Annotated in this window: 2 protein-coding genes; both read right to left on the bottom strand. The window is 35.0% G+C overall.

The features are described from left to right. Positions 1 to 884: 884 nt before the first annotated feature. Positions 885 to 1151 (bottom strand): hypothetical protein, encoded by a 267-nt coding sequence (locus BMW61_RS21500; RefSeq protein ID WP_091826134.1) that lies wholly within the window; start codon positions 1149 to 1151, stop codon positions 885 to 887. A gap of 18 nt (positions 1152 to 1169) precedes the next feature. After that, positions 1170 to 1433, bottom strand: a 264-nt coding sequence (locus BMW61_RS21505) for a hypothetical protein (protein WP_207650215.1), incomplete at its 5' end; no start/stop codon positions are given.

Here is a 1433-nt window from a genome sequence, read left to right on the forward strand (position 1 = left end):
TTAGCTTTCCACTCTGGAGTAGCTAAATATTGTCGATATTCCTCATCCGTCATTTATGCTTTCCCCTTTCGGACAAATAAAAAAGGTCAGCTAATACCGATAACGCCCTACGTTACGATATATAGCCGACCCAAAATAAGCCTATGATACTATATAAATATTTAACAGCTATATACCCACGGTCTAGGAATTGTATAAGCGGTATATAGTCTGTCCCATTGTTTCCCTAAAACTTTATAGATTATCTACGTTTATTTTAACACATTCCCCAATCCACAACAACCACACGTTCGATAAAATGACGACTGCTGCCGACTCGCAAAAAATACCTGTCATTTTTCTCTGATCTGGTCAATTTCGGTGACTTGAATTTTTTGGATAGTATTTATTTTAAAATCGTCCTGGAGAATATATATCTGCAATTTCTAACCCTAGGGGCGTTCAAAATAGTTACATTTATTCTGCAGAACAACCTCACAACGTGCCACTTTGTATATACAGTGGCGAATCTTGCTCTTGTTTTTCCATCACGCTTTTATGGCCTGTCCTTATCATCCATAAAAAATGCACTCAGCCGTTTTTATGGACTAAGTGCATTTATATTCTAGGAATCCTAGAATCATTCTATAAATCCTAGAACTATTCTATAAATCCTAGAATTATTCTATGAATCCTAGAATAATATCAATTGGCGCAAATCATATTCTAGGAATCATAGAAAATATATCATCACTCTTTATCTTTGTTTATTTTTACATAGCCAATGAATTTTTGATCTTGGCTCTTTAATTCCTCATACACCTCATAATCAAAAAGGCTCAGCTGTCCTTTTATCTGTTTATTTTTCTCATTTCTGAGTGAAGTGTCTTTTCTGGAATATACATTTACATCTCTTTAGCTGACTCTCCGTAGACTTCTGAGCGACAATTATTATATATCTCGTTCAGCTTGTTTATATAGTCTTCCATTACCGAAAATAAACTAGCGTTGTTTCGGTGATTATACAGCATGACCGCTAATTGCTCTTGGTTCACATTTTCGAAGTCCATCATAGAATCATTTTTGAATGATGCCATTACAGCCGTTAGTTTATTTAGAGTTGTTCCGAACTCTCCTAAAATATTCCCCATGTCGTCAGTTACATTCCCCATTATTTTTTTACTCCTCTCTTAGTTATCCAACAAATCATTTTCTATATCTGAGTAGCTTATACCGCTATCAGTAATTTGATTAAACTTTGTTTTCTGTCCTATCAGCTTATTAGCCTTTTTATAATCATCCATACTTAATTGACCGTGCTTTTCATCATTTACACAAACCTCAAACTCGAAGTGAAAACCTTTGATCTCGTTCCCTTGTCTGCGAGATTTCTTTATTTCGCATCTAACGTCTGACATTAAGCCCTTATTTTTTAACTCCTCAATGGACGGCTT

The sequence above is a fragment of the Butyrivibrio sp. ob235 genome (genome assembly GCF_900109475.1).
In the GTDB taxonomy this organism is placed as follows: domain Bacteria; phylum Bacillota; class Clostridia; order Lachnospirales; family Lachnospiraceae; genus Butyrivibrio.

What these genes read in the sequence shown, in the direction of transcription:
- BMW61_RS21500 (WP_091826134.1), bottom strand. Translation starts at nt 1,151, where the DNA reads ATGGGGAATGTAACTGACGACATGGGGAATATTTTAGGAGAGTTCGGA.